34 protein-coding genes and 2 pseudogenes are annotated in these 24,025 nt (G+C 68.5%); 23 read left to right on the forward strand and 13 right to left on the reverse strand.

Features of this window, described 5'->3' with window-relative positions:
* Positions 1 to 207: 207 nt before the first annotated feature.
* The 7 genes from AB0L64_RS19455 to AB0L64_RS19485 all read left to right on the forward strand — a co-directional run bounded on the left by AB0L64_RS19455 (position 208) and on the right by AB0L64_RS19485 (position 4,610).
* Complete coding sequence (locus AB0L64_RS19455) at positions 208 to 423, forward strand: DUF6458 family protein (protein ID WP_355697509.1); 216 nt, start codon at positions 208 to 210, stop codon at positions 421 to 423.
* Between the two features lie 16 nt (positions 424 to 439).
* The gene (locus tag AB0L64_RS19460) at positions 440 to 667 is read left to right on the forward strand and encodes a hypothetical protein (protein WP_363711803.1); all 228 of its coding nucleotides are present in this window, start codon (positions 440 to 442) and stop codon (positions 665 to 667) included.
* Positions 668 to 751: 84 nt separating this feature from the next.
* Positions 752 to 1,759, forward strand: coding sequence for a hypothetical protein (locus tag AB0L64_RS19465; RefSeq protein ID WP_363711805.1), 1,008 nt, complete (start codon positions 752 to 754; stop codon positions 1,757 to 1,759).
* A 6-nt stretch (positions 1,760 to 1,765) separates the two neighbouring features.
* Complete coding sequence (locus tag AB0L64_RS19470; RefSeq protein WP_363711807.1) at positions 1,766 to 3,115, forward strand: SRPBCC family protein; 1,350 nt, start codon at positions 1,766 to 1,768, stop codon at positions 3,113 to 3,115.
* A gap of 24 nt (positions 3,116 to 3,139) precedes the next feature.
* Positions 3,140 to 3,616: a gas vesicle protein GvpJ gene (gvpJ, locus tag AB0L64_RS19475; RefSeq protein WP_363711809.1), complete on the forward strand. Its 477-nt coding sequence runs from the start codon at positions 3,140 to 3,142 to the stop codon at positions 3,614 to 3,616.
* 2 nt (positions 3,617 to 3,618) lie between these two features.
* A complete protein-coding gene (locus tag AB0L64_RS19480) occupies positions 3,619 to 4,374 on the forward strand; it encodes a GvpL/GvpF family gas vesicle protein (protein ID WP_363711811.1) in 756 nt (251 codons plus the stop codon).
* Between the two features lie 8 nt (positions 4,375 to 4,382).
* Positions 4,383 to 4,610 carry a gas vesicle protein GvpG gene (locus AB0L64_RS19485; RefSeq protein WP_363711813.1) on the forward strand — a complete coding sequence of 76 codons (228 nt, stop codon included), beginning with the start codon at positions 4,383 to 4,385 and terminating at the stop codon, positions 4,608 to 4,610.
* Between the two features lie 114 nt (positions 4,611 to 4,724).
* Here AB0L64_RS19485 and AB0L64_RS19490 read toward each other — a convergent pair.
* Positions 4,725 to 4,919 (reverse strand): annotated as a pseudogene (locus AB0L64_RS19490) (hypothetical protein); the annotation flags it as partial.
* Between AB0L64_RS19490 and AB0L64_RS19495 the strand changes: the two are divergent.
* From AB0L64_RS19495 to AB0L64_RS19530, 8 genes and pseudogenes are all read left to right on the forward strand, one after another.
* Positions 4,872 to 5,135, forward strand: a pseudogene (locus AB0L64_RS19495) (gas vesicle protein); the annotation flags it as partial. The pseudogenes AB0L64_RS19490 and AB0L64_RS19495 sit on opposite strands and share 48 nt — an antisense overlap.
* A gap of 4 nt (positions 5,136 to 5,139) precedes the next feature.
* Positions 5,140 to 5,481, forward strand: a complete 342-nt coding sequence (locus AB0L64_RS19500) for a gas vesicle protein (protein ID WP_363711815.1) — start codon at positions 5,140 to 5,142, stop codon at positions 5,479 to 5,481.
* Positions 5,474 to 6,235 carry a GvpL/GvpF family gas vesicle protein gene (locus AB0L64_RS19505; RefSeq protein ID WP_363711817.1) on the forward strand — a complete coding sequence of 254 codons (762 nt, stop codon included), beginning with the start codon at positions 5,474 to 5,476 and terminating at the stop codon, positions 6,233 to 6,235. The genes AB0L64_RS19500 and AB0L64_RS19505 overlap by 8 nt, the downstream gene beginning before the upstream one ends.
* Positions 6,232 to 6,420, forward strand: a complete 189-nt coding sequence (locus tag AB0L64_RS19510) for a gas vesicle protein (RefSeq protein WP_363711819.1) — start codon at positions 6,232 to 6,234, stop codon at positions 6,418 to 6,420. The genes AB0L64_RS19505 and AB0L64_RS19510 overlap by 4 nt, the downstream gene beginning before the upstream one ends.
* Positions 6,413 to 6,706: a gas vesicle protein K gene (locus AB0L64_RS19515; protein WP_355697486.1), complete on the forward strand. Its 294-nt coding sequence runs from the start codon at positions 6,413 to 6,415 to the stop codon at positions 6,704 to 6,706. Before AB0L64_RS19510 ends, AB0L64_RS19515 begins: the two co-directional genes overlap by 8 nt.
* 14 nt (positions 6,707 to 6,720) lie before the next feature.
* The gene (locus AB0L64_RS19520; protein ID WP_363711821.1) at positions 6,721 to 7,062 is read left to right on the forward strand and encodes a hypothetical protein; all 342 of its coding nucleotides are present in this window, start codon (positions 6,721 to 6,723) and stop codon (positions 7,060 to 7,062) included.
* 2 nt (positions 7,063 to 7,064) lie between these two features.
* A complete protein-coding gene (locus tag AB0L64_RS19525) occupies positions 7,065 to 7,448 on the forward strand; it encodes a phage holin family protein (protein WP_363711823.1) in 384 nt (127 codons plus the stop codon).
* 39 nt (positions 7,449 to 7,487) lie between these two features.
* Positions 7,488 to 7,751: a hypothetical protein gene (locus AB0L64_RS19530; protein WP_363711825.1), complete on the forward strand. Its 264-nt coding sequence runs from the start codon at positions 7,488 to 7,490 to the stop codon at positions 7,749 to 7,751.
* Positions 7,752 to 8,103: 352 nt separating this feature from the next.
* On the opposite strand, the gene AB0L64_RS19535 is transcribed toward AB0L64_RS19530, so the two are convergent.
* Positions 8,104 to 8,520, reverse strand: coding sequence for a CBS domain-containing protein (locus AB0L64_RS19535; RefSeq protein WP_363711827.1), 417 nt, complete (start codon positions 8,518 to 8,520; stop codon positions 8,104 to 8,106).
* A gap of 80 nt (positions 8,521 to 8,600) precedes the next feature.
* On the reverse strand, positions 8,601 to 9,584 hold the full coding sequence (locus AB0L64_RS19540) for an iron-containing redox enzyme family protein (protein WP_363711829.1): 984 nt from the start codon (positions 9,582 to 9,584) through the stop codon (positions 8,601 to 8,603).
* Between the two features lie 53 nt (positions 9,585 to 9,637).
* On the opposite strand from AB0L64_RS19540, the gene AB0L64_RS19545 reads away from it, so the two are divergent.
* Positions 9,638 to 9,835, forward strand: coding sequence for a CDGSH iron-sulfur domain-containing protein (locus tag AB0L64_RS19545; RefSeq protein ID WP_363711831.1), 198 nt, complete (start codon positions 9,638 to 9,640; stop codon positions 9,833 to 9,835).
* A gap of 77 nt (positions 9,836 to 9,912) precedes the next feature.
* Here AB0L64_RS19545 and AB0L64_RS19550 read toward each other — a convergent pair whose 3' ends face one another.
* The 4 genes from AB0L64_RS19550 to AB0L64_RS19565 form a co-directional block, all read right to left on the reverse strand.
* Positions 9,913 to 10,926, reverse strand: coding sequence for a glutamate-cysteine ligase family protein (locus tag AB0L64_RS19550; protein ID WP_363711833.1), 1,014 nt, complete (start codon positions 10,924 to 10,926; stop codon positions 9,913 to 9,915).
* A 10-nt stretch (positions 10,927 to 10,936) separates the two neighbouring features.
* Positions 10,937 to 12,439: an FAD-dependent oxidoreductase gene (locus AB0L64_RS19555; protein WP_363711835.1), complete on the reverse strand. Its 1,503-nt coding sequence runs from the start codon at positions 12,437 to 12,439 to the stop codon at positions 10,937 to 10,939.
* A gap of 75 nt (positions 12,440 to 12,514) precedes the next feature.
* Entirely contained in the window at positions 12,515 to 12,892 is a 378-nt protein-coding gene (locus AB0L64_RS19560; RefSeq protein ID WP_363711837.1) for a VOC family protein, read from the reverse strand.
* A 48-nt stretch (positions 12,893 to 12,940) separates the two neighbouring features.
* Positions 12,941 to 13,498 carry a hemerythrin domain-containing protein gene (locus AB0L64_RS19565; protein ID WP_363711839.1) on the reverse strand — a complete coding sequence of 186 codons (558 nt, stop codon included), beginning with the start codon at positions 13,496 to 13,498 and terminating at the stop codon, positions 12,941 to 12,943.
* Between the two features lie 746 nt (positions 13,499 to 14,244).
* Between AB0L64_RS19565 and AB0L64_RS19570 the strand changes: the two genes are divergently transcribed.
* The 3 genes from AB0L64_RS19570 to AB0L64_RS19580 are packed head-to-tail and all read left to right on the forward strand — an operon-like array spanning position 14,245 to position 15,472.
* Positions 14,245 to 14,751: a pyridoxamine 5'-phosphate oxidase family protein gene (locus AB0L64_RS19570; protein ID WP_363711841.1), complete on the forward strand. Its 507-nt coding sequence runs from the start codon at positions 14,245 to 14,247 to the stop codon at positions 14,749 to 14,751.
* Positions 14,751 to 14,972, forward strand: a complete 222-nt coding sequence (locus tag AB0L64_RS19575) for a DUF2945 domain-containing protein (RefSeq protein WP_363711843.1) — start codon at positions 14,751 to 14,753, stop codon at positions 14,970 to 14,972. The genes AB0L64_RS19570 and AB0L64_RS19575 overlap by 1 nt, the downstream gene beginning before the upstream one ends.
* Before the next feature lie 47 nt (positions 14,973 to 15,019).
* On the forward strand, positions 15,020 to 15,472 hold the full coding sequence (locus tag AB0L64_RS19580) for an SRPBCC family protein (RefSeq protein ID WP_363711845.1): 453 nt from the start codon (positions 15,020 to 15,022) through the stop codon (positions 15,470 to 15,472).
* A 164-nt stretch (positions 15,473 to 15,636) separates the two neighbouring features.
* Here AB0L64_RS19580 and AB0L64_RS19585 read toward each other — a convergent pair whose 3' ends face one another.
* The 4 genes from AB0L64_RS19585 to AB0L64_RS19600 form a co-directional block, all read right to left on the reverse strand.
* Entirely contained in the window at positions 15,637 to 15,879 is a 243-nt protein-coding gene (locus tag AB0L64_RS19585) for a hypothetical protein (RefSeq protein ID WP_363711847.1), read from the reverse strand.
* Positions 15,880 to 16,345: 466 nt separating this feature from the next.
* On the reverse strand, positions 16,346 to 17,029 hold the full coding sequence (locus AB0L64_RS19590) for a GAF and ANTAR domain-containing protein (protein WP_363711849.1): 684 nt from the start codon (positions 17,027 to 17,029) through the stop codon (positions 16,346 to 16,348).
* Positions 17,030 to 17,209: 180 nt separating this feature from the next.
* Complete coding sequence (locus tag AB0L64_RS19595; protein WP_363711851.1) at positions 17,210 to 17,779, reverse strand: hemerythrin domain-containing protein; 570 nt, start codon at positions 17,777 to 17,779, stop codon at positions 17,210 to 17,212.
* Positions 17,780 to 17,872: 93 nt separating this feature from the next.
* On the reverse strand, positions 17,873 to 18,583 hold the full coding sequence (locus AB0L64_RS19600) for a GPR1/FUN34/YaaH family transporter (protein ID WP_363711853.1): 711 nt from the start codon (positions 18,581 to 18,583) through the stop codon (positions 17,873 to 17,875).
* A 571-nt stretch (positions 18,584 to 19,154) separates the two neighbouring features.
* Between AB0L64_RS19600 and AB0L64_RS19605 the strand changes: the two genes are divergently transcribed.
* The 3 genes from AB0L64_RS19605 to AB0L64_RS19615 all read left to right on the forward strand — a co-directional run bounded on the left by AB0L64_RS19605 (position 19,155) and on the right by AB0L64_RS19615 (position 21,502).
* Entirely contained in the window at positions 19,155 to 19,979 is an 825-nt protein-coding gene (locus tag AB0L64_RS19605) for an aminoglycoside adenylyltransferase domain-containing protein (RefSeq protein WP_363711855.1), read from the forward strand.
* Positions 19,980 to 20,296: 317 nt separating this feature from the next.
* Positions 20,297 to 21,220, forward strand: a complete 924-nt coding sequence (locus AB0L64_RS19610) for a hypothetical protein (protein ID WP_363711857.1) — start codon at positions 20,297 to 20,299, stop codon at positions 21,218 to 21,220.
* 72 nt (positions 21,221 to 21,292) lie between these two features.
* The gene (locus AB0L64_RS19615; protein ID WP_363711859.1) at positions 21,293 to 21,502 is read left to right on the forward strand and encodes a hypothetical protein; all 210 of its coding nucleotides are present in this window, start codon (positions 21,293 to 21,295) and stop codon (positions 21,500 to 21,502) included.
* 412 nt (positions 21,503 to 21,914) lie between these two features.
* Here the strand turns inward: AB0L64_RS19615 and AB0L64_RS19620 are convergent, their stop codons facing one another.
* Both AB0L64_RS19620 and AB0L64_RS19625 read right to left on the reverse strand, forming a co-directional pair.
* Positions 21,915 to 22,076, reverse strand: coding sequence for a hypothetical protein (locus AB0L64_RS19620; RefSeq protein WP_363711861.1), 162 nt, complete (start codon positions 22,074 to 22,076; stop codon positions 21,915 to 21,917).
* A gap of 144 nt (positions 22,077 to 22,220) precedes the next feature.
* Positions 22,221 to 23,015 (reverse strand): SDR family oxidoreductase, encoded by a 795-nt coding sequence (locus AB0L64_RS19625; RefSeq protein ID WP_363711863.1) that lies wholly within the window; start codon positions 23,013 to 23,015, stop codon positions 22,221 to 22,223.
* Positions 23,016 to 23,412: 397 nt separating this feature from the next.
* Between AB0L64_RS19625 and AB0L64_RS19630 the strand changes: the two genes are divergently transcribed.
* A complete protein-coding gene (locus AB0L64_RS19630; protein ID WP_363711865.1) occupies positions 23,413 to 24,021 on the forward strand; it encodes an NAD(P)H-dependent oxidoreductase in 609 nt (202 codons plus the stop codon).
* Positions 24,022 to 24,025 lie beyond the last annotated feature (4 nt).

The raw sequence follows: 24,025 nt of genomic DNA on the forward strand, positions 1-24,025 counted from the left end.
AGATGCCGCCCGGTACCCAGCCGCGGGGCGGCCATGCGGATTCCGGAAAATGAAGTGCGTATTTGAATTGGTCGTTTACTTGAACCGACGCGTAATGCAGTCGCACTGCCACGAAAAGTATGCGTGGTTGTGATCGTTTTGCAGCATTTCGCCTGGGTACCGCTTCTTTATCGAATTTCGGAACGGGGCGGTCGTAAGGAGAGATTCATGGGAATCGGAATGTCCGTGTTCTTGCTCGCGGTGGGCGGAATTCTGGCGTTCGGGGTCTCGGACCGGCTCAGCGGCGTCGACCTGACAGTCGTCGGGTACGTGCTGATGGGAGCCGGTGCGATCGGCCTCGCGGTGGTGCTGATGTTCGCCAATCAGCGGAGCCGGACGACGCACACCTCCGTCCACGAACGTCGCGACATCCACGACGTCTGACGGAACGGGAGTGACGATGCCTGAAGGACGCAAGCGGCCCGACGCCCGGGAGGTGCTGCTGGACCTGTTGTTCGACAAGGTCGCGGAGGACCGCTTTCCGTCGCTGTCGATGCTGGACATGATCGAGTCGCAGCTCCGGCCGGACGAGGTGGACCTTTACGTCCGGATGCTGATCCGCAAGATGCGCGACGAGAAGTATCCGAGTCTGCCCATCCTGCGCCGGATCGCCGCACTGACGGAGTGACGCCACTCCGCGAAGCCCAGCTGTTCGTTGCCCCCGGCCACTTCAAGGAGACCGCCGCGGGCGGTACCACTGTAGGGAGAATCCATGAACACCACCGCCAAGGTGGCGGCCGCCGTCGCGAGCGGCTACCTGCTCGGACGCACCAAGAAGCTCAAGCTGGCGATCACGGTCGGCGGACTGCTGGCCGGTAAGCGGATCGCCACCGATCCACGCGCCATCGTGAAGCAGCTCGCGGAGGTCGTGGAACACAATCCCGAGTTGTCGAAGCTGTCCGACCAGGTGCGCGGCAAGCTCGTCACCGCCGGCCGCGACGCCGCTGTCGCGGCGGCGAGCAACCGCCTGAACCGGGTGAGCGACTCGATCCGGGACCGCACGGACCGGATGCTGTCGCTCGGCAACGGGCAGGCCCAGGACCAGAGCGACCAGGACGAGAGCCAGGACGAGAGCGAGGACCGGGGCGGGCGCGAGGACGAGGAGCGGCCGCGGCGTCGCCGTCGGCCGGGTCGCCGTCGTGAGGGCGTGCGTGCCCGGCTGCGCGACAGCGGCAAGGACTCCGCCGAATCGAGCGACGACGACAGCGGATCCGGCCGCCGGGCGGACGACAACGGATCCAGCGGCGGTGCGGACGACGACGGCTCCGCACGCAGCTCCGGACGCGGCTCCGAGCGCGGCTCCGGACGCAGCTCGGCGCGGCGCGGGTCGCGGGATCGCGGCTCGTCCGGCGAGGGCTCGCGCCGTACCGCCAAGCGGACGGCTCCGCGCGCGGCGAGCAGCAACGGCTCGGGCTCGGGTTCCGGCAGTTCCGGCGGTTCGGGCGGTTCCGGCAGCTCGGGCGGTTCCGGCGGCTCGGGCAGTTCGGGCACCGCGAAGAAGACCGCGGCGCGGAAGGCTCCCGCCAAGAAGACCGTCGCGAAGAAGGCGCCCGCCAAGAAGGCGACTGCGAAGCGGGCGACCGCGAAGAAGAGCGCACCGCCGGCGAAGAAGGCCGCCGCCAAGAAGACCGCGGCGAAGAAGACGGCTGCGAAGAAGACCGCGGCCAAGAAGAGCACGAGCAGGTCGACGAGCGGTTCGTCGGCCCGGAAGCGTGGGTGACCGGTGATGGCCGAACGATCGCGCGACGAGGAACAGAACGGCTTCAAGTCGATCCTCGACGAGCTCCCGGTCGACCGGCTGAAGGGTGAGCTCCAGGAGGCACTCTCGGTCGCCGCGGAGCGCACGGCAGAAGCGGCCGGGGACAAGATCTCCAGTCTCACCGAGCGGCTGACCGACATGGCCGCCGGTGGCGGTGTCGCGGGGAAGGCCCTGGCCGAGGGCGGGAAGGCGGCGGCCGGCGGCGGGTCGCCCTTGCTGGGTGCGTTGAAGGGCGGAGTCATGGGAGCCAAGGACAAGGCGGTCGAGGCGCTCGGCGGTGGGGGATCGGGCGGTTCCGGCGGCAAGAAGAACCCGTTGAAGGCGACGACGATCATCGAGTCGATCGATGTCGGCGTACCGATCGAGGTCGCGTACAACCAGTGGACCCAGTTCCAGGACTTCTCCGGCTTCATGAAGAAGGTCGAGCGGGTCGAGCAGAAGACCGACGAGAAGCTGGACTTCAAGGCCAAGATCCTGTGGTCGCACCGGACCTGGGAGGCGTCGATCCTCGAGCAGGTTCCGGAGGACAAGATCGTCTGGCGCTCGAAGGGCGAGAAGGGCCACGTCGACGGCAGCGTCACGTTCCACGAGCTCGCGCCGAACCTGACCCGGGTGATCGTCGTCCTGGAGTACTACCCGCAGGGCCTGTTCGAGCGGGTCGGCAACATCTGGCGCGCGCAGGGCCGCCGGGCACGGGTCGAGCTGAAGCACTTCCAGCGGCACGTGATGACCGACGTGATCCTGCACCCCGACGAGGTCGACGGCTGGCGCGGCGAGATCCACGACGGCCGTGCCCAGGAACCCGCCGAGGGCGAGGACGACGCCGAGGACTACGACGAGGACGAAGAGCCGGCCGACGAGTACGACGAGGACGAGTACGAGGACGAGGGCGAGGACGAAGAGCCCGAGGACGAGTACGACGAGGACGAGGAACCGGCCGACGAGGACGAGGACGAAGAGCCCGCCGACGAGTACGACGAGGACGAAGAGCCGGCCGACGAGTACGACGAGGACGAGTACGAGGACGAGGGCGAGGACGAAGAGCCCGAGGACGAGTACGACGAAGACGAGGAACCGGCCGACGAGGACGAGGACGAAGAGCCCGCCGACGAGTACGACGAGGACGAGTACGAGGACGAGGGCGAGGACGAAGAGCCCGAGGACGAGTACGACGAAGACGAAGAGCCGGCCGACGAGTACGACGAGGACGAGTACGAGGACGAGGGCGACGAGGAAGCGCCCGAGGACGAGTACGACGAAGAGTACGACGAGGACGAGGAAGAACCCGAGAAGCGGCCCCGCCGCCGGGCGAGCTGAGCGAGCCGATCGGAAGGAAGAGACATGACCATCGCGGCCAACGGCCAACGCCGGTCCGGAGGGTATCTGGATCGGCCCGCCCCGAGCAGTCTCGCGGACGTCATCGACAGCATCCTCGACAAAGGGCTCGTCATCGACGCCTACGTGCGGGTCTCGCTGGTGGGTATCGAACTGCTGACGATCGACGCACGCATCGTCATCGCCAGCGTCGACACCTACCTGCACTTCGCGGAGGCCACGAACCGGCTGGACCTGTACGAGAAGGGCAAGGACCTGCCCGAGGTCATCCAGGACATGACCGAGAGCACGGCGCAGGGCAAGTCGAAGGGCCTGCTCACCGGCGCCAAGGAAGCGCTGTTCGGCTCGGATTCCGACGAGGACGACCGGCAGCTCGAGCGGGGCGACGAGGACGAGGAAGGCGAGGAGTACGAGGAGGCGCGTCCGCGTCGCCGTCGTCCCGCCAAGAAGGCCGCGGCCCGTCGCCGGAGGACTGAGGAGTGAGCGTGACGACACCGGGCGACGTCGGCCTGGGGTGCTACGTCTACGGCATCGTGGGCGCGGACGTCGTCGTACCGCCCGACCTCAGGGGCATCGGCGACCAGGTCGTCGGCGTGGCGCCGTACGGCGACGTGGCCGCGGTGATCAGCCTTGTCGACAGCGAGGAAGCACGCGCCGGCCGGGCGGACCTGCTCGCTCACGGCCGGGTGCTCGACACGCTCGCCGGACTCGGCCCGGTGATCCCCGTGCGGTTCGGATCCGTGCTGCAGAACCGGGACGCCGTCACGAGCGAACTGCTCGAACCCGACCACGAACGCTTCCAGGTAATGCTCCAGGAGCTCACAGGGCGCGTGCAGTTCACCCTGCGGGCGCGGTACGACGAGCAGCAGGTGCTGAGCGAGGTCGTCGCGGAGAACGCAGAGATCGCTCGGCTCCGCGAGCTGACCCGTGAGCAACCGGACGAGTCGACGTACGGCGCGCGCGTCAGGCTGGGCGAGCTGGTTTCGCGGGCCCTGGAAGTCAAGAGCACCGAGGACGGGCGCACACTGCTGGCCGAGCTCGACCGGCACGTGACCGCGCTGAACGTCCGGGAGAGCGCCGGGATCGACCGGCTGCTCGACGTCGCCGTCCTGGTCGAGGAGGCCCGCCGCGCGGAGTTCGAGCGCGCCGTCGAGGGCCTGGCCGAGACGTTTGCGGGCCGGGCCCGGCTGAAGCTGATCGGCCCGACCGCGCCGTACGACTTCGTGGATGCGGAGGCGTGATGGGCCTGATGACGAACCTGCTGACGTGGCCGCTGGCACCGGTGCGGGCCACGGTCGCGCTGGCCGAGCAGATTCGCCGGCAGGCCGAGGCCGAGTACTACGATCCGGCCCGGATTCGTCTGCAGTTGGAGCAGATCGACGCCCTCCGGGAGAGCGGTCAGCTCGACCCGGAGCAGGCCGCGATCTGGGAGGACGAACTGGTGAGCCGGCTCTCCGCACGACGCGAGGAGACCTGAGCTTCGATGGCAACTACGCGGAAGACCACACAGAGCCGGACGCCGGCCAAGCGGAGCGCCGCCAAGACGAGCGCCGCCAAGACGAGCGCCGCCAAGACGAGCGCCGCCAAGACGAGCGCCGCCAAGACGAGCACGGCCAAGACGAGCACGGCCAAGACGAGCACGGCCAAGACGAGCACCACCAGGAAGAGCGCCGCCAAGAAGAGCGCCGCCCCGCCGCGGTCCGAGCCACAACCCAGGCCGGAACCCGAGGACCGTGCGCAGCCCAAGCGCCGGTCGCTGCGCACGGTGGCGATCTCCGCCGCGCACGAACTCTCGGAGCTGATCGGGCAGACCCCGGAGGGCATCGTGGCGGTCGAGAAGCGCGACGAGGGCTGGCTGGTCCAGGTCCAGGTCGTCGAGTCGCGCCGGATCCCGGCGACCACCGACATCCTGGCGATCTACGAGGTCGAGGTCGCCGACGACGGTTCGGTCACCGGCTACCGGCGCGCGGACCGCTACGTCCGTGGACGGATCCAGGAGTAGACCGATGAGCGAACAGACGATCTCCACGCGCCGGGCCGGGATGGACCGTTACGGATTCACCTCGCCGGCGCCGCGTCCGGAGGGCCTGGCCGACATCCTCGAGCGGGTCCTCGACAAAGGCATCATCATCGCCGGTGACATCAGGGTGAACCTCGTCGACGTCGAGCTGCTGACCGTCAAGATCAGGCTGCTCGTGGTGTCGGTGGACAAAGCGATGGAGATGGGCATCGACTGGTGGAAACGCGATCCGATGCTGTCGGCGGAGGCCGCCGACGCCAAGGAGCTGGCCGACGAGAACCGCGAGCTCCGCGCGCGGCTGGAGGAGCTGGAGCGCGATCGTGAGTGAGACCGGAACCTACGTCTACGCCGTGGGGCGCAACATCGACGAGGAGCCGCTGACCGGCCTGGAGGGGGTCGGTGACGCGCCGGTCCGGCTGCTCGGCCACCGGGAGCTGACCGCCGTGGTGAGCAGCGTCGACCTGGCCGAGTTCGGTGAGGCCGCCCTGCGGCGCAATCTCGAAAACCTCAGCTGGGTGGAGAAGACCGCGCGCCGGCACGACGAGATCGTCCGGCGGGCGGCGGCGATCACGACCGCGCTCGCACCGTTCCGGCTGGTGACGATCTACACGTCCGACGACGCGGCGCGCGTCCGGCTCGAGGAGCTGTACGGCGACCTGGTCCGCGCGCTCGACCGGGTCGACCGGCGCAGCGAGTGGAGTGTGAAGGCGTTCTGCCGGGTGCAGCCCGGACCGTCCGCGCCCTCGGCGCCGGCGGGTTCCGGCGTCGCCTACCTGGAACGGCGCCGGGCCGAGATCCGGGACCGGCACGAGGCCGCGACCGAGCAGCAACTGCTCGCCGACCAGCTGTTCTGGGACCTGGTTCCCGCGGCCGCGGCGACCCGGCGGCTCTCGGCGCAGGACCAGCGGCTCAGCGGGCGCCGCGAGACGATGGCACTGAACGTCGCGTTCCTCGTCGACGACGACCGCAGTACGGACTTCTTCGAGCTCGTGGACGCGACGCGGGCCAGGTACCCATCGCTCGACGTCGAGGTGAACGGGCCGTGGCCGCCGTACTCGTTCGCGGTACTGGACAAGTCATGACCGTCCAGGCCTCCGCGACGACGGCGACAGAGCCGAGCCTGGTCGACCTCCTCGACCGGCTGCTCGGCAAGGGCGTTGTGATCACCGGCGACGTCGTGGTGTCCCTGGCAGAGGTCGACCTGGTGCGCATCCAGCTCTCGGCGGTGATCGGCTCGGTCCGTGAGGAGATGGGGATGCATGACTGAACCTGTGCTGCCGCTGGCCGATCGGATCGAGGCCAACGCCGACAACGTCGAACGCGAGCTGCTCAAGCTCGTGCTGACGATCGTCGAGCTGGTCCGCCAGTTGATGGAACGGCAGGCCATCCGCCGGATGGATCAAGGTGACCTCAGCACGGCACAGGTCGAGGAGCTCGGGCTCGGCCTGATGCGACTCGAGGAGGCTATGACCGCACTGCGCGAGCAGTTCGGTCTGAGCGCGACCGACCTCAACATCGATCTCGGCCCGCTCGGCTCGCTCCTGCCGGAATAGGTCTGGACGTGGTGATGATGAAGGTACTTCGAGGAATCGGTGCGGCACTGATCTGGCTGCTCGCGACGGTCGTGATGATCCTGGCGGCGGTCCTGTGCATCACCCTCGTGCTGCTGCCGCTCGGTCTGCCCCTGATGGCCCTGGGGCTTCGCCTGTACGGGTACGGCGTACAGCTGCTCGTCCCGTCGGCGCCCGAGGTGAAGCGCGGGATGCGCAAACGTCTCGGGCTGCGCGCGCACGGCGACCTGTCGGGTGATGCCCAACGGGCCGGCAAGCGGGTCCGCAAACGCGGCAAGAAGGCCGGCCGGAAGCTGCGGAAGAAGACCGGCCGGGTGGCTGATGCGGTCGGAGGCTGACGATGAAACTCGTGATGAGACTGGTCGTGAACGCGGTGGCGCTCGCTGTCGCCGCCTGGTTGCTCCAGGGCATCACGTTCAGCGGTTCGAGTACGGCGAGCAAAGTGGTCACACTGATCGTCGTCGCTGCGATTTTCGGCCTGGTGAACGCGCTGATCAAGCCGCTGGCGACCATCCTGTCGCTGCCGTTCATCATCCTGACGCTCGGCCTGCTGATCTTCGTCATCAACGCTTTGATGCTGCTGCTGACGTCGTGGATCAGTGACGGCCTCGACATCCCGTTCGAGGTGGACGGCTTCGGTACGGCGCTGATCGGCGCGCTGATCATCACCGTGGTCAGCTGGCTGATGAACGTCGTACTCCCGGACAGACTCGAGACGACCTGACCGGACAGGGACAGACATCGTCTGACGGAAGGAGTCACCATGTCCAAGAATTCACTGGGCGACAAACTCGAACGACAGGTCGAGAATCTCAAGACCGGTCTGAAGGACGTCGCACACAAGTTCACCGAGCCCGACCCGGACCCGCACACCGAAGGCACGGCCGCAGCCATCACCAGCGCGCGGGTGCGTGGCCGGGAACCGTCGAAGGACGAGCTGTACGCGGACGCGAAGCGCCTCGGCATCAAGGGACGCTCGAAGATGACGAAGGCCGAACTCGCGAAAGCCGTCCGGCGTTCGTCCTGACCACGAACGACGGGACTGCCCCGCGCCTGGCAGGCGTGGGTCAGTCCCGGACGGGGCCTGCCCGGCACCGGTGAGCCGCGAGAACTTCGCGCCGTTTCGAGCCTGGCTTTCGCGGGTCAGCACGTCGCGCTTGATGCTCTCGCGGTACCCATGCCATGTCTTGTTTACAGCCGTTCCCGTCAGGCACTGGGAACGGTTGAGCGGGCCGTCGTAACGTCACGGCTCTTCGCGCTCAACTTCGCCGTACGGGCCGGTCAGGATTACGAGGAAGTCAGCGTGTTCGGCTTCGTCCTCAGCCTGATCGGGCTCGCGCTGCTCGGCGTCTCCGGAAGGCCTCGGCCTGAGCGCGCGGTCAGCTCGGCTCGGAGATTTCGCTGACCGTGCGGCCGGCGCGGCCCGGCGACGCCTGGATCACGTCGGCCTGGGCGAGCATGCCGACCAGGTCGTGCCCGTCGATGACCGGGAGCCGTCGTACCTGGTGCTCCTCCATGGTGCGCAGAGCCTCCTCGAGGGAGTCGTCCGCGCCGATCGTCACCGGTTTGCCCTGGCCGAAGACACCGGCCGTGGTCTGCGCCGGGTCGCCCCCGTCGGCGATGCATTTCACCACGATGTCGCGATCGGTCAGCATGCCTTTCAGCCGGTTGTCCTCGCCGCAGATGGGCAGCGCCCCGACATTCAGCTCGCGCATCTTCCGCGCGGCGTCGACCAGGCTCTCCTTCTCACCCACGCATTCGGCGCCCGGCGTCATGAGATCTCGTGCGGTCGTCATGTCGATCATCCTCCTCAGGAGTCCGCTGACACGGCCCCGCGGTGCCCACCCGGCCCGCCAGGAAACAGCCGGGGCCAGAATCAGCCGTAGCGGGCGGTTGTGTGGTTCGGGGCGGTCCACTTGGTCAGGAGGTTGTCGGCGAAGAGGTCGTCGAGCGTGAGGGCGCAGCGGGCGCCGAAGAGTACGTCGGTGAGTGCCTCGGGGTGTTGGCGGACGTAGCTGCCGCACAGGTCGTGGGCCGCTATCTGTTCGTGGACGGCGTCGGCTTCTACGTGTTCGGTGAAGTAGCGGGCCGCTTCCTCCGAGGCGCCGAGCCGGATGGCGCCGGTCGCGTACTGGCGGTTCGGGAGCGTCGAGGTCATCTCGAGCGCGGCGAGGTGGCCGAGCAGCGCCGCCGTCCACCGGCAGTGGATCGCGAACAGCGACATCACGTTCGACAGCGCGAGCGTGACCGCCGGTACGTCGGGGACGTAGCGGCCGTACGTGTCGTCGAGGTCGAGCCAGCGCATCGTCGTACGGAACAGCTCCGAATGCATCCGCTCGGCCCGGCCACCGCCGTACTCGTCGGCCTCGATCTCGACCAGCGCCGCCTTCGCCGGGCCGTCGAGACGGGCGATGCCGAAGCTGTGCGGATCGGCCTCCTTGAGCTGGTACACGGACCTGTTCAGCACGAACTCGCGGAACTGTTCGCGGGTCGCATGCCGGCGCAGGTACGGCGCGAACCGCGGCCCGTCCGCCTCGTCGATCAAGCCCCGCAACTGCTCCGCGACCGGCCGCTCGTCCGCCGGGACCCGGCAGGTGGCCTGCAACCAGCCGATCCACGGCCGCTCCGCCCGGCTGCGGAACGCGACGATCGCCGGATCCCATTGCAGCTCGGGATCGACGCCGTCGAAGCCCCGGTACTGCAGCTCGTACGAGACCCAGAGCGCGAGCTGCAGATCGTCGTCGGCGTACGGGAGATCGCGGACGCCGACCTCGGGACCGCCGCCGCTCGCAGTGTCGCAGTGCGTGAGTCTGTTGTTCAGCCAGGCGGTGAGCGGTCCGCGCGGCGGTGGTAGCTGCATACGGGACCGGTACCCGCGGGATAACCGTGGATTCCGGTGGGTACCGCGCTGTCATGACCGAGATCCGTGCCTACCCGGACGGTCCGTTGCTGGTCCGCGGCGAGTTCGAACTCCTGGACGAGAACGGCGATCCGCTGCCGGCCACCCGCCGTACCGTCGCTCTCTGCCGCTGCGGCCGCACCAGCATCCCCCCGCTCTGTGACGGCACGCACACGCTGCCGATCAGGAAGCCGCCGCAGCCCTCCGAATGAGGCCCGGCGGCTTCATGATGTGAAGACGTCCGCCAGCCAGGGCATGAGTTTGTGCGGGCCGAGTGCGCGGAATTGTTCTACGGGCGGGTCGGCAACCAATGCCCGTACGGCGTCCAGATCGCCTGGTGCGTAGGGCTCCGCGGCGTCGATGAGGTCGTAGAGGCATCGGCTGGTGGAGCGTGCCGCGCCGGTGCGGAGGTCGAGCAGCTCGCCGCGGACGCCGTGCCGCAGCGCGGCCCATCGGTTCTCCGCGATCCGCCACGTCGGCGCCGGAGGGGGCAGTTCGCCGCGGCGGTACAGGTCGGTGAGCCGGGCGGCGAGCGCGGACACGAACCGGACGATCGCCTCGGTCCGCTCCGACGTCGCCTGTACGTCGAGCACGCGCAACTCCAGCGTTCCGTACCCGATGTGCGGTCGCAGCTCCCACCACCACTCCGACTCACGCCTTGAACAGCCCACTCCAAGTCCTCGGCGAACTCCGTCCACGACGCGATGATCGGCGGCACGCCTTGGCGGGGCAGCTCACAGGCGATGATCGGCCGGACCGAGCACAGCCCCGTGTCCCGCCCGGCGGCGAACGGTGCCGCGCCCGCAAGTGCGGCCAACTCGGGCAGCAGGTCCCGCAGCGCGTGATAGACGCCCAACGTGCAGTCGGCGTCGCCGAAGGCCAGATGGATCTGCAGCGAGGACACCAGTTGCCGGCCGATCCTCTCGCCGTACCGAGCCTTCAGACCGTCGGCGCGGTCGGTCGGCGCGAGCGCGACCGGAAGGTCGGCCAGCGGATGCACCGCTGCGGCGATCGGGACCACGTCCGCGGAGCAGGCGGCAGCGATCCGCGCTCGACCCCAGCGCAGTTCGCCGACTGCGTCCACGGCGCTCGTGTGCACCGACGTCGCGATCTCCACCTGGCAGGAGGGCAGCTCCTGCTTCACCCTCGGGTCGCCGATGTCCGCCACCACGGCGGCGGCCGGTGCGGGCAGCCAGCTGTCCCGCCGTACCAGCAGGATCTCTTCCTCGAGGCCGATCGTTCCGGCGACGGTACGGTCGAACACCGAGCGGACGCAGTGCGGACCGGCCTCGTCGGCGTGCATCGGAGACAGCTCACGACTCGGGCTCGGCGAGCGGTTTGGTGGCTGGACCGTCCAGAACCGCGCCGTCGGGTGCGAAGCGGGAGCCGTGACAGTTGCAGTCCCAGGTCGTGTCGCCCTCGTTCCAGCGCAGCGGACAGCCCAGGTGGGTGCAGACCGGGACGACGGTGTGCAGCCGCCCGTCATGGTCCAGGTATGCGCCGACTGTCTTGCCGTCAAGGTCGTACAGGCCGCCTTGACCGACCTCCAGGTGATCGAGGCCAGAACCGAGCAGTCGTCGGAGGTGGCCGGCGGCGAACTCCTTGCCCACCTTCAGGTTGTCCTGCACGAGCTTCGCCACCGACCGTGCGTCGCCGATCCGGCCGGCGTCGAACAGCGCGCTCCACCGGTTGTCGCGATCCAGCACCGCGTCACGAAGGATGCCTGCGGCAACGGTTCCGTTGCTGAGCCCCCACTTGTGCATGCCGGTCGCGACCAGGACCGGTGAGCCCGGCGCCTTCCCGACGTACGGGAGCTGGTCCGGGGTGCTGTAGTCCTCGGCCGACCACCGGTACTCCGGCTGCACCCTAGTGCCCCACAACTCCTCGATCCAGTCGACGAGACCCTGGTACGACGCGTTCGTCTCCTCCTCGGCACCCGTCTCATGGTCGCCGCCGACCACGATCAGCCCGCTCGGGCCGCCACCCGGCCACGGCCTGGTCGACCGGGTCGGCCCGTCGGCGGAGATCGTCATCGCTGTGGGCGCGTCGACGGGCAGCCGGACGGCGATGCCGTGGGACTGGTTCGGCCGGGTCCGCGCGAAGTACCCGCCCAGCGTTCCGAACGGCAACAGCGTCGCGACGACGGCATGGCGGGCTACGACGTGATGCCCGGCCTGGGTCTGTGCTGCGACGCCGTCGCCCTTCGCATCGACATCGGTCACGCGCGTCCGCTCGAAGATCCGCCCGCCGGCGGCACTGAACGCGGCCGCCAGACCGCCCAGGTAGCGGGCCGGGTGCAGCATGACCTGATCGTCGAAGCGGACCGCAGCGGTGGCGGTGACAGGGAGTCCCATGTCGGCCGGGTCGGCGGAGTGCGCGGGAAGACCGAGCTCTCGCGCCACCTCTGCCTCGCGGTCCAGGTCGGTGTCACCGGTGGAGTAGACGAACGACGGCCCGCGGCGGAGCTCGCAGTCGATCCCGAGTCGGCGGGTGAGTTCGTCAACCTCGTCGACGGCTTCCTGGTTCGCCGTGGCGTACTGCTGTGCGGCGTCGCGGCCGTGCCGGTCGAGCAACGCGGCGTAGATCGCGCCGTGCTGGGACGTGACCTTGCCAGTGGTGTTTCCGCTCGTTCGCGCCCCGATCCGCCCGCCTTCGAGCAGGACGACCGCGAGCCCCTCCTGCCGCAGATGCAGCGCGGTCGTAAGTCCGATGATGCCGCCGCCCACGACGACAACGTCGGTCTCCTGGTCGGCGTCGAGCGGCTCGTACGTCGGCAGGTCGGCGGTGCCCAGCCAGACCGAGTTCTGAATCGTCATGACCAGCCGGTGCCCGGATGCGCCGCCGCCAACCGCCCGCCGTACGGGAGGAGATCAGGGTGCTGGGTGGGTAGGTCAGTAGCCGGCCAGGAACAGGCAGAACAGGTGGCCGTGCGGGTCGCGCATGACTCGCACGCCGCCGGGCTGTGGTTGGTGCGTTTCGAGGCCGGCGCCCAGACTGAGAGCGCGATCGACCTCCCGCTCGAGGTCGTCGACCTGGATGTCCAGATGGGCCTGCATCTGCTGCGTTCCGGGCCCCTGGGGCCAGACCGGTGGCACATGGTCCGATTCCAGTTGGAAGCTCAAGCCGGGCCGCTCGCTGTCGGGGTGGCGCAAGCGGACCCATTCAGGCTCCCTGCTGACCTCTACCCAACCCAGCAGCTCTTTGTAGAAGTCGGCCAGTCGCTCCGGATCCGGAGTACCGAGAACCGTGGCGGCGAGGTCCGCGCTCATACCGTCACCTCTCGCTGCGTCGAACGTGACACCGAGATCTCCATCGCGTCAGCGATCGGCGTGCTTCTGGACGGTCTTCTCGAGCTCGTCCTTGGACAGACCGGAGGTGCCGGCGATGTCGGCGTTACTGGCCTGCTTGGCCAGCTGTTCCTTGGTCATGTCGCCGGGCTGCTCGCCCAGGTGCTGCTTGCGGCTGGCAGCGAACGCCTCACCGAGCTGCGCCCTACGCTCGTCGGACAGATTGGAGCGCATCCCCGGCAGGACCTTGGTCTCCTCCTCCTCGACGTGGTGGGAGACAGCGTCGACGAGATTCTGCAGAACTTTGTCGAAGTCGGCCGAGGTCGGGTCGGTGGCCGCGAGCGTGGCGAGGAGCTGGTCGGCCTCGATGTGTTCCTGCTGGCTGTGCGAGACCTCTTCCTTCTCGCCGGCCTCGGACGCCGCCACGGGGTACACCTCGGCCTCTTCGGCGCGACTGTGTGCCGTCAGCAACGTGGTCAGCACGGGCAGCAGAGTGGGACGCTTCTCCGGACTGTCCTTCAACTCGTCGAACAACCGCTCGACCTCGCGGTGATCCTGCATGATCAGATCGACAACGTCGGCGCTCATCGCAGCTCCTCCCAGAGACTCAAGATGCACCGATCGGTACCCGGCTCGCCGCGGCGCATGCGCACGAAATCCCGCCTCGTTCACCGCAGGTTTGCGGTCCGGGTAAGGCCGTCAGCGCGGATCGGCCGCGGACGCGGTACGCCAACGGCGTCGTCGGGACGGTGTTGCCGAAGGTCCGGCGCCTGGTCCCGGACCGGCTGTTCGACCAACTGGCGCTGCGGGCAACAACAGGTCAGTCAGCCAGCGGTTCGTGACGGCGTCGGTGGTGCGGCCCAGCTTCAGTCCGACGCGGTCATGACTTGGTTGTGCGTGATCGCGATCTGAGGCGTAGCGCCGCAATCGCCACCAGCGGGACCCCGGCGGCCACGAGCGCCAGCAGCACCAGCGGGGTTCGATCCCAGTCGTTGATGTCACCGTCGGCGGCACCGCGCGGCGAGGCACTCGGTGAGGGCTCGGTGGACGGGCCGGCCAGAGGCCTCGCCGTGGAGCTTGTGGAGTACTGCTGAGCGGACTGCGAGTCGCCGCCTGCCCTCCCGGCCGTGGCGACTGGACTCCCGCACGCAAGCAACAGACACATGGCCGCCAGCAATCCGATGTCGAGCCCGTAGCGCCCCCATTGCCTCGGATCGATCTTCATCACACGCCTGTACCCAACGCCGACCGTGAATAACATTCGCATAAGTTTGCCGCGTACAGCACCCGGACCCGGGGTACCGAGGCCGCGAAGGGACAGGTGATCAGGACAAATGGCTGATGACAACGGCTCGGTCGCGACCGTGGCGAAGCTGGTCGAACGGGCGACGATCTGCATGTTCACCACCATGACGCCGGACGGGCAGCACGTTGCGCGGCCGATGGCAGTGCAGGAGGTCGAGTTCGACGGCGATCTGTGGTTCTTCGCGTACGCCGAATCGGCGAAGGTCGGTGAGATCGGCGCGAACCCGCAGGTCAACGTGTCGTTCTCGAACTCCAAGCAGAGCGAGTGGACCTCGATCGCCGGCCGCGCCGAGGTGATCGTCGACCGGGCGAAGGCGGACGAGTTGTGGTCCGCGCCGTTGAAGGCGTGGTTCCCCGACGGGCCGCAGACGGCTGGACTGGTCCTGCTCAAGGTCCACGCCGATGCCGCTGAGTACTGGTCCGGTCCGAGCAGCAAGGTCGTGCGCCTACTGGGCGCCGCGCGCGCAGCCGTGACCCGCGACCCGGACAAGTTCCCGGGCGAGAACGAGACGGTCGACCTGCCGGGCAACCCCTGATGAGCGAGCAGAAGTTTCACCGGGGCGACGACGTCGAGTGGGACAGCCACGGCGGTACGGCGTACGGCAAGGTCGAACGCGAGATCACCGAACGGACCGAGGCCGGCGGCCGAACGGTCGACGCCTCACCCGACGAACCGCAGTACCTGGTACGCAGCGAGAAGTCCGGCGGTACGGCGGTGCACAAACCGTCCGCGCTCCGTCGTGGGAGATCGAAGTGACCGAGCGGGACGAACCGTGTAGGACGAACCCTTTGGAGGTAGGACAAATGGGCACCATCACGCAGTCGATCGACGTGGACGTTCCGGTGACGACGGCGTACAACCAGTGGACGCAGTTCGAGTCGTTCCCGCAGTTCATGGAAGGCGTCGAAGAGATCCGGCAGTTGGATGCCACGCACAACCACTGGGTGGTCAAGGTCGGCGGCGCGACCCGCGAGTTCGACGCGACCGTGACCGAGCAGCACGCCGACGAGCGGGTGGCGTGGAAGTCGGACTCCGGTCCGCGGCACGCCGGTGTGGTGACGTTCCACAAGCTGTCCGACACCAGCAGCCGGGTGACCGCCCAGATGGACCTCGACCCCGAGGGCTTCCTGGAGAAGGTCGGCGACAAGGCCGGCGTCGTCGAGGGCCGCGTGAAGGGTGACCTCCAGCGCTTCAAGGAGTTTATCGAGAGCCGCGGCACCGAGACCGGAAGCTGGCGGGGCGACGTACCGCGGTAGTAGCTGCGGTTACCGCATCGGCCTCGGGCCGGCCGACCGGAACAACCAGGGCCGGACGCGCCCGCTGACGCACCGCGAGCCAGGATGCACGCGATGGTTCAGCCCCTGATCGTCGTGCAGCCGGACCGAGCGAGGTGCCCGTCGCTGCCTTTCGCCGCGGGCCGTCAGTCCGGCGGCTCAACAGGCTGACCTTGGCCGGCGTCGGTGACGTCCTGGTCGTCCGGCAGGCGCCGGTCGTCATCAGGACCAGTCGACTCCGGCCCGGGGGAGCGTTGGTCTTCGTCGTGCTCCACCTGGTCGAAGTGCAGTCCGCCCTTGTCGAGTTCGCCGCTCTCCAAGGCGTCATTTACCTCGGTATCGGAGACGGTCCCGTGCTTGTCGTCGAGACCAGGCCGTTCGAAGCTCATCGTCCACCTCCGGTGACTCGCTTGGACCCCCACCATCGGGACCGCTTCGAACCAGCCGCCCTGGGTGGAGGCGCAGTCCGGTGCCCCACCGCGCCGGCACTGAAACGTCGAGGCCGCGGACGGGGCGCCGGTGAGCAGAGTCAAAGTGCTCCGCGCCGGGCACCGAGATCGATTACCAGGACGAGACCCGGCCCTCGAGCTTGGCTGCACTCGGCCTGGCCGGTGCGGCCCGACGCGAAGCGATCCAGTACCGCACCTGTACCCAGGACCAATCCCCAGACCGCGCTCGGATGACGCTCGGCCGCTTGCGTACCTGGCCTCATGGACCACGACGAGAGCCCGGTCCTCGACGCGTTGGCAACCTACCACCGGCGTAACTACGCGAACTTCTGCCCGCCCGGCCACAACAGGGCCGGGGGACCGACAAAGCAGTTCTGGACGGCCGGGCGACGATTCAACCGACCGGTCAGCGGCTGGGCCGGTGTGTGCCCGGTGTCTGGCCGGGCCGGAAGCCGCGAGTGTGGATGAGTTGCTCGGCGACGTCGCGGAGCCGGGTGTTGTTGTCCTGGGAGTAGCGCCGCAGGATCGCGAAGGCGTGTGCCTCGTCGACGTCGAAGCGTTCCATCAGGATCCCCATCGCCTGTCCGACGGTGGCCCGTGCGTCGAGCGCGATGTGCAGATCCACGTCGTGCTGTGCCTCGGACACCGCCAGGGCGACGTGCCGGCCCAGAAGAACCGCGATCGCCTCGTCGTCGTCACTGAATGCGTGCGATCTCGTGCTGAACAGCGACAAGACACCGATGGTGCGCTCTCGGTCCCGCATCGGCACGTGCAGCACGGATCCGATGCCGGCGGCCTCGGCCGCAGAGCCCCAAGCCGGCCAGCGACGCTCCTCCGCCACGTCGGGGACGTGGACGACCGTGTTCTCGGTCAACGCTGCGAGCATCGGGCCCGTACCGGCCTCGATCTGCAATTGATAGAGCCGCGTGACCAGCGCGTCGGTCACGGTGCCGATCTCGACACGGCCACCGTGCGCGAGCACGATCCCGGCCTGCTCGCAGTCGATCGCCGTGCGCGCGAAATCGACCGCTGCGTCGGCGGTCTCTTTCACCCCTTCGGCGTCGTGCAGCTCCACTGCCAGCCGAGCCATGACCTCGGCTGCAGTGTTCTCAGAGCTCGATCGCAGCAGGCCGGACCCGCCGCCGCCATCCACCACCCAGAGCACCGCCTTTCAGGGGTTACTTCGACCATGATGCCTCGGAGCGCCGGCAGCGGCGATGAGTGCGCACGAATTCGCCGGCCCTGGATCCGGCGGTGCGTGGCAAGTCCGCTAGGTGGAGCGGTTGGTCAGCCGGTCGCGGAGGCGGTCGACGAGGCCGACACCGGGGCCGACGAGCTTGTGGAACAGCTCGGCGTTCGGAGCGCTGGGGTGTGGTCTGGTGGGTGCGACCTTCTTCGCCAGCTCGACCTTCTCCTTCAGCTGGACGAGCTCGGCGGTGGGGATATGCGCCCGCAGCTGGGGGAACTGCTCGGTCTCTTCGTCCTGGACGTGGTCGACGAGGACTTGTTGCAGGTTTCGGAGGATGTCCTCGAATTCTGTGGTCCCCGCGTCGGCACCCTCGAGCTGTTTCATCAGTTTCTCGAGTTCCCGGTGTTCCTGGGTGTCGTGCTCGACGGCCTGGTCGCCGTCCGGGAGGTGATCGCGCATCGCCGGGTAGACGTACATCTCCTCTGCGACGGAGTGCCGTACCAGCTCCGCGATGAGCTGGTCGGCCAGGTCCCTGCGTTCGTCGGCACCGGCCGTCGCGCTGATCTGATTCGCGAGGTCCTGCGCCTCCCGGTGATCCGCGATCAGGACGTCGATCACGTCGGGTTCGGTGGCGTCGCCGGTGGAAGTCATCAGGTTCTCCGTTGCTCGTGACGATGATCCGCTCCCGGTACCCACCGGACGGTGCCGCTACCTGCGTGCCCGGGTTGACTCCCGGCCGCCTGATCAGAGCTTGGTGCGGACGCCTGGCTGGTTGGGGATCTCGTTGACCTGCTCGACCAGGTTTCCGTGCATCGCCACCTTGCCCTTGCCGCGGCGGCCGAGCGGCAGGACCGTCTTGCCGGTTGCGTCCTCGAGTCCCGCCGCGAACCCGGCGTACAGCGCGAGCGCGAGCAGCAGGAGACCGAGTACGCCGCTGGTCCGCTCCCAGCCCTGGCTGCCGGTCAACTCATAGCCTCCGGCAACGAGGAAACGGATGGCTGCCACCAGGAACACCAGACCGGGGATGAGCTTGCTCATCGCCGCCGTCGCCGCGAGCAGTGTCATCGCTGTGCCGGAAAGGAGCAGCAGCAACCCCAGGGTGTCGCTGGTGGCGCCGGGCGGCGACCGGAACAGGATCAGCCCGGTGACGAGCCAGGTCAGAGACAGCACGCCCATCGCCGTACCGACCGTTCCGTCGCGGCTGAGGAAGGCGAGGACGGACGCGAGCAGCTGCCCGGTGAACGCGAACCCGAGCAGCACCAGGGCGACGTTCTTGCCCTCCGTCGCCGGCACCCAGCTCAGCTGCAGGCCCGCCAGCACGAACGTTGCCGCCGCGAGGGCGTAGAGACCGAGCGACATCGGTGCCCCGATCGGGCGTAGCGAGATGGCGATCCGGTCCAGGACCACTTCGGACGCACGGACCTCGGCCGGCGTCTCCACCCTCGTGTGCGCCATTGCCACTCCTTGGTGTGAACCGCTTCAACCGGTGGATCGTCAGGTGCTGACGATCCGGACCAGGGCGAGCCCCTCGTCTTCTGTCCTCGTGTTCCGCCGGTACCCCGTACAGCCGGCTCCAGCCGCCGCGTGGATTCGGTTCGGCGGGAGAGTCCCGACGTCCGTGCGGTGCCTGACCAACCGCACCGGATGCCGGCCATGGCCCGCCTGAAGCGCCGCGTCCGCGGCCACTTCGACAACCACTTCCGGCCGCACCTTGACGAGCGGGGTCCTGCTGCGCGACCCCAGCTCGACCGGCCACGGATGTCCCACGCGGCCGGCCGGTGTGTGCCGACGCTGCGTTCGGGCGATGGGCCAGCAACCTGGATTCATCGTGGTCGACGCCGGGTGCCGGGGGCTCGGGCCGGGCACGGATTGGTTGTTGATTGCTCGCGGTACACCGTGCGGGCGGGCGCGACCGAGGATCACATCGCGCGCCGTGCAGCCACAGGCCACGCCCGTTCGTCCTCGCCAGCATGGTCCTGGTCCTGGCTACGGTGACCCTTTCCGGCACCCTGACATAGGAGAACTCGTGACGCTGCCAGCCCCTGTACAGGACCTGTGCGACCGCTTCCTGTTGCTGGCCGAGCAGGAGCTGCCCACAGGGCTGCTGACCGGGCTCTATCTCCATGGTGGGTTGGTCTTCGGCGAGTGGGCGCCGCGGGAGTCCGACGTCGACTTCGTCGCTACGCTCGCCCGCCGGCCGGAGCCGGCGGAGGTGGAGACGCTGCGGGGCGTCCACGCGCAGATGGTGGCATACTCCTCGATCCGGTTCGACGGGCCGCACGTGCTCGCCGCCGACCTGGCACGCGATCCGCGCACGCTGCCTCCGGTGCCGGAGATGATCCCCACCAGGAAACTCGAGATTCTCGTCTCGCCGTCGCGGATGATCACGTGGCACGAGCTGGCCCAGGCCGGGATCACGGTCACCGGTCCAGAGCTGTCCACTCTCCAGATCTGGACCGACAAGCAGGCTCTGCATGACTACACCGTGGACAACCTCGACACCTACTGGCGCAGCAACGCCGAAGGCCTGGCCCGAGCAGCCCCCGCCGACCTCCCAACAGACCACCGCGAACGCGATTATCTGCTCACGCACTGCATCCTCGCCTCCGTGCGTCTGCACCACCTCTTGGTCACCGGCGAGATGACCGCGAAGTCCCGCGCCGGCCGCTGGGCACTGACCCACTACGACGAGCGCTGGCACCGGGTTGTGACCGAGGGCCTACGCCTGCGCGACGCCACCGGCACTTCCGGCTACGCCGACCAGGCCGATCTACTCGCGGACGTCCGAGACTTTCTGGCGCACGTTGTGGAGACCGCCACCGGCAAGCCCGTGGCCCCGACCAACACATGACGACCCTCCATCTGGTTCGCGACGACGAGCCGGCGCGCTCGGTCGACCTGCGCTCCCGCGCCGAGCGGGCAGCAGAGGCGGTCCGAGATCGGGCGCCGGCTTGGCCACCTTGTGAGTGTTGCCCGCAGCAACCGGTACGGACCACCACCCGGTAACGGGTCTCTTCGTCGGCGACGGACGCTGGGGCGGCGGCCAGGCACACAGCGTTCGTTGCCCGCTACAACCAGACATCGGACTCTGAGTGCAGCAGGGGTGATTCGGTCAGCGCTGAGCGGACGACGTTGCCCGGGCCGGATCGATCTGCGCATGGTGGAGAGGTGGACACGGACGCGGTGGCGGTGGAGCTGTACGGGTTGGAGCCCGAACTGTTCACCGCCGCGCGGAACCGAGTCGCGGAGACCGCCCGCGACGCCGGCGATGACCAGTCCGCCGCGGTGATCATGGCGCTGCGCAAGCCCACCCTCGCCGCTTGGCTCGCCAACCAGTTGGTGCGCACCGACCCGGACGGGATTCACGCACTGACCGAGCTGGGGGAGGACCTGCGCCAGACCTACCTGTCGGCTGATGCGCCCCGGCGGCGTGAGCTGACCCGGCTGCGCCATGACCTCGTGAGTAATCTCGTGCGCACAGCGCGAGAACGCGCCGCCGGTGGACGCCGCGTCACAGCACAGACCGCCGAACGACTGACCGAAACCCTCGACGCCGCGCTGGTCGACCCCGGCGCGGCGCAACTGCTCCGTACCGGGCAACTGACCAGCGCTCTGCGACATGTCGGCTTCGGCGTGGTCGACGAAAACGGCGACCCAGCCCGGCTCGCGCTCGTCCGGCCCCGAGTCGTACGGAGCTCACCGCCTCCCCGAAAGACCCGGCCGGCCACGGCCGCCGTACAGCGGCAACCGTCAGCTGCGAAGAGGCGACCGACCGTAGACACGACACTGGCCAGTCGCCGGAAGGCGCAACGCAAACGACTCGACCAGGCCGAGCACGACTACGCAGCAGCGGAGGCTGAACGTGAACAGGCCGAACGGGTGCTGGACGCGCACCAGCACCGTCTCGCCGACCTCGAAGCCGATCTCGTGCGGTTGAACGAGCAGCTCGAGCAGACCCGGCAGACGCTGCGGGCGGTCCGCAAACAGACTTCCCGTCTGCAATCCGCCTTCAACCAGGCCGCCCGCAACGCCGCCGCGGTGAAGAAACGCCGCGACACCGAAAATCAGCGGCTCGACGCGCTCGATCGTTAGTGGCGTCCGCATACGGACCGGACGATGGGGCACCGGGTGGGGGGCATCTGTCCGCGCTGAGAGGAGAAGGCCATGGCCGAGACTCGAGCGAGCCAGAGCAACAGCCGCGAGTGGACCAGCGAGCAGGTTCAGCAGCTGCGTCAACTTGCTGGCGGCAACACTCCGGTCGGCATGATGAGCATCAAGCTGGGACGCTCTGAAGCCGCCGTCCGGTCCAAGGCCCATGCCGAGGGCATTTCCCTCGCGCCGGCGAACCGACCGCCGTACGGCGACATGCGCTGACCAGCGCGCGACGTGCGGCTGGTGGTCTGGCCACCGGTGGGCGGGTGGCGACACCGGAGTATCCCGGGCCGCGACTCGGCGTGGAGCCGCGGCGGCTGAGGTCAGGATGTGAGAGGCACTCGGCAAGGTGCCGGATCATGGCGGCGGACGCACGAGCCGTCACCCAGCGGCGAGGCGAGGCGGTCACCCATGCCTGAGAACGCCGCAGCCGCGCCGATCGCAGCGCCTCGGCCCAGGCCAGTTCTGCTCGACGCCGAAAGTCTCCAAGGAAACCGCGTTCTCCGTCGACGCTGACGGAAAGAATTTCCTCGCGATCGTTCGCGACCGAGGGACCAGACGCCGCTCGACGTGACGTACGTCGATCAGCTGATGACGGCCTGCTGCAGGGAACTACGAGGTCAACCCGGGCGGTTCAGACTGGGGCGGGCTCGGTGGGTGGCGCGGGTGGCTCGGTCGGCTGCGGTGGGTCGGGCGGTTCCGGCCGCGTCGGGATCGGCGGCACCGGCTCGTTCGGATCCGGCGGCGGCGTCGGTGTCGGCGGGATGGTCTCGGGATCGATGACCATGGCAAGCATCGTGCCTCCTGTCGGCCGGAAGTAGTCAGACGACCGGGCGCTCAGTACCCACCACGCGCGGTTGCACGCGCGGGACGCTCCGAAGGTCCACCTCCAGGGACCGGGCGGTTACGTCGTTCCGCCGGACGAGCTGTGCATCGCGGGCTAGGGAAGCGGTCTGCCGCCGGTGGCGCCGATGCGTTCGCCGGTGACGTAGGTCGAGTCGTCGGAGGCCAGGAAGACATAGAGCGGTGCGAGCTCGGCCGGCTGGCCGGCGCGGCCGAGTGGCGTGTCGGCGCCGAACTGGTCGACCTTGTCCGCGGGCATGGTGGCCGGGATCAGCGGCGTCCAGACCGGGCCGGGAGCGACGGCATTCACGCGGATGCCCTTGGGGCCGAGCTCCTGCGCGAGGCCCTTGGTGAAGTTGAGGATGGCGGCCTTGCTGGTCGCGTAGTCGAGCAGATTGGGCGATGGTTCGTACGCCTGGATGGAGGTCGTGTTGATGATCGAGGAGCCGGCCGAGAGGTGCGGAAGAGCCGCCTTGGACAGCCAGAACATGGCGTAGACGTTGGTCTTGAGTACACGGTCGAACTGCTCGGTGGTGATGTCCGCGATGCCGCTCTGCGACATCTGGTACGCCGCGTTGTTGACCAGGATGTCCAACCCGCCGAGTTCCTCGACGCAGCGGTCCACGAGCAATTGGCAGTGCTGCTCGCTCCGGATGTCGCCGGCCAGGGAAATCGCCTTGCGCCCTGAGTCTCGTACCAGCCGACAGGTCTCCTGGGCATCGGTCTCCTCGGCCTCGAGATGAGCGATCATCACGTCGGCCCCCTCCCGAGCGAAGGCGAGAGCCACCGCGCGGCCGATGCCGGAGTCGCCGCCGGTGATCAGCGCCCGTTTGCCCGTCAGCTTTCCGCTGCCGCGGTACGACGCCTCGCCGTAGTCCGGTTCCGGTTCCATGGCGCCGCCGCACCCTGGGTACTCCTGCTGCTGAGGCGTCTGCTGCTCAGGCTCCGCGTACCGCGTCCTCGGATCGCTGCTCATCGTCACCCTCTCGCTGGTCGTCAGCCCTGCGGTACCCGCACGGCGCCAGTCGACACAGACGGCCGCCGATCACCCCGGACGCTGGAGCGAAGGCGATCGCCCGGATCCGCCGGTGCTACCGCAACCTCGACGCCGATCACGCGGCCTATGTCGGTTGCCTATCCGGTGGGTGCCGCGATCTTCATCGTCTTGATGTTCGTGTTCTTCCGGTACGAGCGCCTCCGGTACCGCGAGGTCGCGGGCCGGCGTTCTGGATGTTCGGCGGCTCACTGGGTACCCAGTTCATCCTGAACCAGCTAGGAGGAACACATACATGTCTGGACTGCGTGCAGTAGTGCTCGCGTGCTCGCTCAAGAAATCCCCGGCACCGTCGAGCTCGGAAACTCTCGGTCGCGAGGTCCTGACCGCGCTCGCGGATCATGACACGGACGGTGATGTGATCCGGGTCGTCGACCACACCGTCAAGTTCGGTGTGTCTGTGGACGAAGGTGACGGTGACGAATGGCCGGCGATCCGGGAGCAGATCCTTGGCGCCGACATCCTCGTGATCGCGACACCGATCTGGCTGGGACAGCCGTCCAGCGTCGCCAAGGTCGTGCTGGAGCGGCTCGACGCCGAGCTGTCCGAGACCGATGACCAGGGACGGATGCTGACCTTCGGCAAGGTCGCGGCCGTCGCCGTGGTCGGCAACGAGGACGGCGCGCACCACGTCACCGCCGAACTCCTGCAAGGCCTGAACGATGTCGGCTTCAGCATCGCTGCCGGCGCCGCGACCTACTGGGTCGGTGAAGCGATGGGCAAGGTCGACTACAACGACGCCGGCCCCAAACCGGACACCACCGGCACCGCGACCAAGACCCTCGCCACCAACACCGCGCACCTTGCCCGACTGCTCAAGAACCAGCAGTATCCACCCAGCTGACAGC

This window comes from Kribbella sp. NPDC051936 (genome assembly GCF_040680955.1).
Taxonomy (GTDB): Bacteria; Actinomycetota; Actinomycetes; order Propionibacteriales; family Kribbellaceae; genus Kribbella.

What these genes read in the sequence shown, in the direction of transcription:
- AB0L64_RS19455 (WP_355697509.1), top strand. Translation starts at nt 208, where the DNA reads ATGGGAATCGGAATGTCCGTGTTCTTGCTCGCGGTGGGCGGAATTCTG.
- AB0L64_RS19460 (WP_363711803.1), top strand. Translation starts at nt 440, where the DNA reads ATGCCTGAAGGACGCAAGCGGCCCGACGCCCGGGAGGTGCTGCTGGAC.
- AB0L64_RS19465 (WP_363711805.1), top strand. Translation starts at nt 752, where the DNA reads ATGAACACCACCGCCAAGGTGGCGGCCGCCGTCGCGAGCGGCTACCTG.
- AB0L64_RS19470 (WP_363711807.1), top strand. Translation starts at nt 1,766, where the DNA reads ATGGCCGAACGATCGCGCGACGAGGAACAGAACGGCTTCAAGTCGATC.
- gvpJ (WP_363711809.1), top strand. Translation starts at nt 3,140, where the DNA reads ATGACCATCGCGGCCAACGGCCAACGCCGGTCCGGAGGGTATCTGGAT.
- AB0L64_RS19485 (WP_363711813.1), top strand. Translation starts at nt 4,383, where the DNA reads ATGACGAACCTGCTGACGTGGCCGCTGGCACCGGTGCGGGCCACGGTC.
- AB0L64_RS19500 (WP_363711815.1), top strand. Translation starts at nt 5,140, where the DNA reads ATGAGCGAACAGACGATCTCCACGCGCCGGGCCGGGATGGACCGTTAC.
- AB0L64_RS19510 (WP_363711819.1), top strand. Translation starts at nt 6,232, where the DNA reads ATGACCGTCCAGGCCTCCGCGACGACGGCGACAGAGCCGAGCCTGGTC.
- AB0L64_RS19515 (WP_355697486.1), top strand. Translation starts at nt 6,413, where the DNA reads ATGACTGAACCTGTGCTGCCGCTGGCCGATCGGATCGAGGCCAACGCC.
- AB0L64_RS19520 (WP_363711821.1), top strand. Translation starts at nt 6,721, where the DNA reads ATGATGAAGGTACTTCGAGGAATCGGTGCGGCACTGATCTGGCTGCTC.
- AB0L64_RS19525 (WP_363711823.1), top strand. Translation starts at nt 7,065, where the DNA reads ATGAAACTCGTGATGAGACTGGTCGTGAACGCGGTGGCGCTCGCTGTC.
- AB0L64_RS19530 (WP_363711825.1), top strand. Translation starts at nt 7,488, where the DNA reads ATGTCCAAGAATTCACTGGGCGACAAACTCGAACGACAGGTCGAGAAT.
- AB0L64_RS19535 (WP_363711827.1), bottom strand. Translation starts at nt 8,520, where the DNA reads ATGACGACCGCACGAGATCTCATGACGCCGGGCGCCGAATGCGTGGGT.
- AB0L64_RS19540 (WP_363711829.1), bottom strand. Translation starts at nt 9,584, where the DNA reads ATGCAGCTACCACCGCCGCGCGGACCGCTCACCGCCTGGCTGAACAAC.
- AB0L64_RS19545 (WP_363711831.1), top strand. Translation starts at nt 9,638, where the DNA reads ATGACCGAGATCCGTGCCTACCCGGACGGTCCGTTGCTGGTCCGCGGC.
- AB0L64_RS19550 (WP_363711833.1), bottom strand. Translation starts at nt 10,926, where the DNA reads ATGCACGCCGACGAGGCCGGTCCGCACTGCGTCCGCTCGGTGTTCGAC.
- AB0L64_RS19555 (WP_363711835.1), bottom strand. Translation starts at nt 12,439, where the DNA reads ATGACGATTCAGAACTCGGTCTGGCTGGGCACCGCCGACCTGCCGACG.
- AB0L64_RS19560 (WP_363711837.1), bottom strand. Translation starts at nt 12,892, where the DNA reads ATGAGCGCGGACCTCGCCGCCACGGTTCTCGGTACTCCGGATCCGGAG.
- AB0L64_RS19565 (WP_363711839.1), bottom strand. Translation starts at nt 13,498, where the DNA reads ATGAGCGCCGACGTTGTCGATCTGATCATGCAGGATCACCGCGAGGTC.
- AB0L64_RS19570 (WP_363711841.1), top strand. Translation starts at nt 14,245, where the DNA reads ATGGCTGATGACAACGGCTCGGTCGCGACCGTGGCGAAGCTGGTCGAA.
- AB0L64_RS19575 (WP_363711843.1), top strand. Translation starts at nt 14,751, where the DNA reads ATGAGCGAGCAGAAGTTTCACCGGGGCGACGACGTCGAGTGGGACAGC.
- AB0L64_RS19580 (WP_363711845.1), top strand. Translation starts at nt 15,020, where the DNA reads ATGGGCACCATCACGCAGTCGATCGACGTGGACGTTCCGGTGACGACG.
- AB0L64_RS19585 (WP_363711847.1), bottom strand. Translation starts at nt 15,879, where the DNA reads ATGAGCTTCGAACGGCCTGGTCTCGACGACAAGCACGGGACCGTCTCC.
- AB0L64_RS19590 (WP_363711849.1), bottom strand. Translation starts at nt 17,029, where the DNA reads ATGGCTCGGCTGGCAGTGGAGCTGCACGACGCCGAAGGGGTGAAAGAG.
- AB0L64_RS19595 (WP_363711851.1), bottom strand. Translation starts at nt 17,779, where the DNA reads ATGACTTCCACCGGCGACGCCACCGAACCCGACGTGATCGACGTCCTG.
- AB0L64_RS19600 (WP_363711853.1), bottom strand. Translation starts at nt 18,583, where the DNA reads ATGGCGCACACGAGGGTGGAGACGCCGGCCGAGGTCCGTGCGTCCGAA.
- AB0L64_RS19615 (WP_363711859.1), top strand. Translation starts at nt 21,293, where the DNA reads ATGGCCGAGACTCGAGCGAGCCAGAGCAACAGCCGCGAGTGGACCAGC.
- AB0L64_RS19620 (WP_363711861.1), bottom strand. Translation starts at nt 22,076, where the DNA reads ATGCTTGCCATGGTCATCGATCCCGAGACCATCCCGCCGACACCGACG.
- AB0L64_RS19625 (WP_363711863.1), bottom strand. Translation starts at nt 23,015, where the DNA reads ATGGAACCGGAACCGGACTACGGCGAGGCGTCGTACCGCGGCAGCGGA.
- AB0L64_RS19630 (WP_363711865.1), top strand. Translation starts at nt 23,413, where the DNA reads ATGTCTGGACTGCGTGCAGTAGTGCTCGCGTGCTCGCTCAAGAAATCC.